At 54.7% G+C, this 3,009-nt stretch carries 3 protein-coding genes; all 3 read right to left on the reverse strand.

The window, feature by feature from the left end; translation table 11 throughout:
- Nucleotides 1–45 precede the first annotated feature (45 nt).
- The 3 genes from ACI3UA_RS06590 to trmB all read right to left on the reverse strand — a co-directional run bounded on the left by ACI3UA_RS06590 (nucleotide 46) and on the right by trmB (nucleotide 2,974).
- The gene (locus ACI3UA_RS06590; protein WP_439724023.1) at nucleotides 46–879 is read right to left on the reverse strand and encodes a pyridoxamine kinase; all 834 of its coding nucleotides are present in this window, start codon (nucleotides 877–879) and stop codon (nucleotides 46–48) included.
- Nucleotides 880–1,106: 227 nt separating this feature from the next.
- Nucleotides 1,107–2,327 carry an FtsW/RodA/SpoVE family cell cycle protein gene (locus tag ACI3UA_RS06595; protein WP_439724024.1) on the reverse strand — a complete coding sequence of 407 codons (1,221 nt, stop codon included), beginning with the start codon at nucleotides 2,325–2,327 and terminating at the stop codon, nucleotides 1,107–1,109.
- Nucleotides 2,324–2,974 carry a tRNA (guanosine(46)-N7)-methyltransferase TrmB gene (gene trmB, locus ACI3UA_RS06600; protein WP_439724025.1) on the reverse strand — a complete coding sequence of 217 codons (651 nt, stop codon included), beginning with the start codon at nucleotides 2,972–2,974 and terminating at the stop codon, nucleotides 2,324–2,326. The genes ACI3UA_RS06595 and trmB overlap by 4 nt, the downstream gene beginning before the upstream one ends.
- Between the last annotated feature and the right edge of the window lie 35 nt (nucleotides 2,975–3,009).

The following is a 3,009-nucleotide window of genomic DNA, read 5'->3' on the forward strand; positions in this document are numbered from 1 at the left end:
CATCATACATCATACATTACATAAGACAAAATTACATACCATATATCAATCCAGCTCTGTCAGGTACTCCTCAAAGGCCAGTCCGTAGTTCCACGGCAAATCCAGCTCCACCGTATAGCGGAGCGCCCTGGTAATGAATCCTGCCGCTTTTTCCACAGCAGACTGGAGGGAAAGGCCGTTGACCAGCCCCCCGGCAACAATGGCCGCAAAGGCATCACCCGTGCCTGATCTGTCACCGCCGATTTTTGGCTCCCGCACCACGGAATGACTGCCATTTTTTTCATAGACAAAATTCAGTACCTGTCCATCACCCTGCAAACCGGTAATCACCACCTGATGAGGCCCCCGCTCTGACAGCGCCCTGGCCATCCTTGCCAGCTCATCCTCGCTGATGCACCCGTTCTCAGGGTATTCCACATCCAGCAGGCGGCAGGCCTCCGTCAGATTCGGCGTCACCAGATCCGCGTGCTTCAGCAGGCGCTTCATCTCCTGACAAATCTCCGGCGTATAGGAGGAATACAGCTTGCCGTAGTCGCCCATCACCGGGTCTACCATCACGCGGGTAAAGGACTGCTTGAACCGCTGAACAAATTCCTCCACAATGTTTATCTGCTCCACGGAGCCCAGAAAGCCGGTGCAGATGCCGTCAAATTCCAGTCCGTTCACCGCCCAGTTATCCATGTACGGCCGCATCCTGTCCGTATAATCATCAATATGATGCTCCGGAAAGCCCGTATGCACCGGCAGGATAGCCGTAGGCAGGGGGCAGGCCTGTATCCTCATGGCGGAAATCAGCGGCAGCTCCACGGCGATGGAACAGCGGCCAAAACCTGTCATATCATTAATCAGCGCAATGCGCTTCTGTCTTTTTTTCGTCATTATCATTAGCTCTTTTCATAACCAGCTTTTTTGCACAATCAGATTGTTTGCCAATCCGATTTTCGCCTAATTGGCTTTTTGCTCAATCGGCTTTTTGCCCAATTAGTTTCTCGCTCAATTGGCGTTCTCACCCAATTGGCTTTTTCGCATAACAGCTCTTTCATAACCAGCTCTTTGCCCAATCATTTCCCTGCACCAAAATTTCTCCGCACAGGAATTCCTGCAGGCTACTTAATCCGCTGCAGGCGCGGCCGTCCCGGCCGCGATGCCGGAGCTGCCTCCTGATTCTGCAGATTCTTCTTTTTCAGCGCCTCCCGCTTATCCCTGTTGCGCTTCGCCGTGCTGTAGCGGCCTATATTCACCATGACCCCCACGGAAAACATGGTCATCATCAGCGACGTGCCGCCATAGCTGATAAAAGGCAGCGGTACGCCAACCACAGGAAAGCAGCCGGCCACCATGGCGATGTTCACCACCGCCTGCCCCGCCACCAGCAGCATGATGCCGCCTGCCAGAAGCTGCCCATACGCATCATAGGCGTCCCTGGCGATGCGCACGGCGTAATAGGCAAAGGCGGCGTACAGCAAAAGCACCGGCAGCACCAGCATAAAGCCGTTCTCCTGACAGAAGACGGCAAAGGCAAAGTCCGTATGGGCCTCCGGCAGATAGGCGTACTTGGCCAGCCCTTGCCCCAGTCCCATGCCCCAGAAGCCGCCGGAACCGATGGCCGTCACGGACTGCACCGTCTGATAGCCGATGCCCTGCGCGTCAGACCACGGGTTGAACATGACCTTGATGCGTTCCAGACGGTAGGGCTGGTAAAGGCACATGGCTCCCACCGCCGCCACGCAAATCAGGACGAGCCGGTACACCTTGTAGCTTTTCAGCCCCGCCAGCCACAGCATCAAAAGTGGGATGCCGAGAATAACGCAGGCCGTTCCCATGTCCGGCTCCATCTCCACCAGCACAAAAAGTCCCGCAATAATGCCGTACTGCTGGTTGAAGATATTGACAGGCAGCTTGTGCTCCACCCGGTAGGACAGGGCATAGGCGGCAATCATGACACTGCAAATCTTGGCGAACTCCGCCGGCTGGAAGGAAAATGCCCCCAGATAAATCCATCTTTTGGCGCCGTTGACAGCCGTACCGGCCGCCAGCACAAAAATCAGCAGTGCACCCACGCCGATGGTGACAGGCCCCAGCCAGTCACGCCACTTGTGATAGTCCACCCGCCATGACATGGCAAACAGCCCGAAGCCTATTACCATGCTGACCATGTGCTTCAGCAGGTAGGCATAGGGCGCACTGTTTTCATTTTCTGCCGTAATAAAGGTAGAGCTGAAAACATTTACCATTCCCACCACCAGCAGGACGACCATCAGCCATACCACGGCCTCATGGTTGCTGTTCCAGGGAACCCTTCTCTTTGGCACACGTAACGTTTTCAAGCAAACACGACCTCACATCTGTTTATCTTCTCACCAAAACCGCTGAATTTCCGCTCGTATTCGGTCATAATGTTGTCCGGCCGGTTCTCGCTGTGCAGGTCAAAGGAAACATCCTCCACGGCCAGCCCGGCCTCCTGAAACTGCTCCAGGGAAAAATCAAACAGCGGGCGGTTATCAGTCTTGAAAATCAACCGGCCCGGCTTTTTCAGCAGCCTGTCATAGCGGCGCAGGAAGCCTGCATGAGTGAGCCGCCTCTTGGCATGGCGCGCCTTTGGCCACGGGTCGCAGAAATTGATATAGAACTGGTCCACCTCATGCTCGGCAAAGATATTTTCAATGTTGTTGATATCAAATACCAATAGCCTTACATTGGTCAGCCCCAGCTCCCGCACCTTTTTGGCGGCCGAATACAGGACATCCTGCTGTGCCTCGATGCCGATAAAGTTGACATCCGGATGCCGGAGGGCCAGCTGGCTGATAAAATCCCCCTTGCCGGTGCCCAGCTCCACATAGAGCCTGCCTTCCCTGCCGAACACCTGCCGCCAGCTTCCCTTCTGCTCCTCGCCGGCCGGCCTGTCCTTTGGAAATACAAAATCATCAAAATCATGGATTGCCTCATCCACCCAGGGTTTTCTTCTTAAACGCACAAGTTTCCTCCTCAAAGCTATGTCTTACCTGTATC

It is taken from the genome of Anaerovibrio sp. (assembly GCF_051866355.1).
GTDB lineage: Bacteria > Bacillota > Negativicutes > Selenomonadales > Selenomonadaceae > Anaerovibrio.

Excerpts from the sequence above, each read along its gene's own strand:
- ACI3UA_RS06590 (WP_439724023.1), bottom strand. The coding sequence starts at position 879 with ATGACGAAAAAAAGACAGAAGCGCATTGCGCTGATTAATGATATGACA.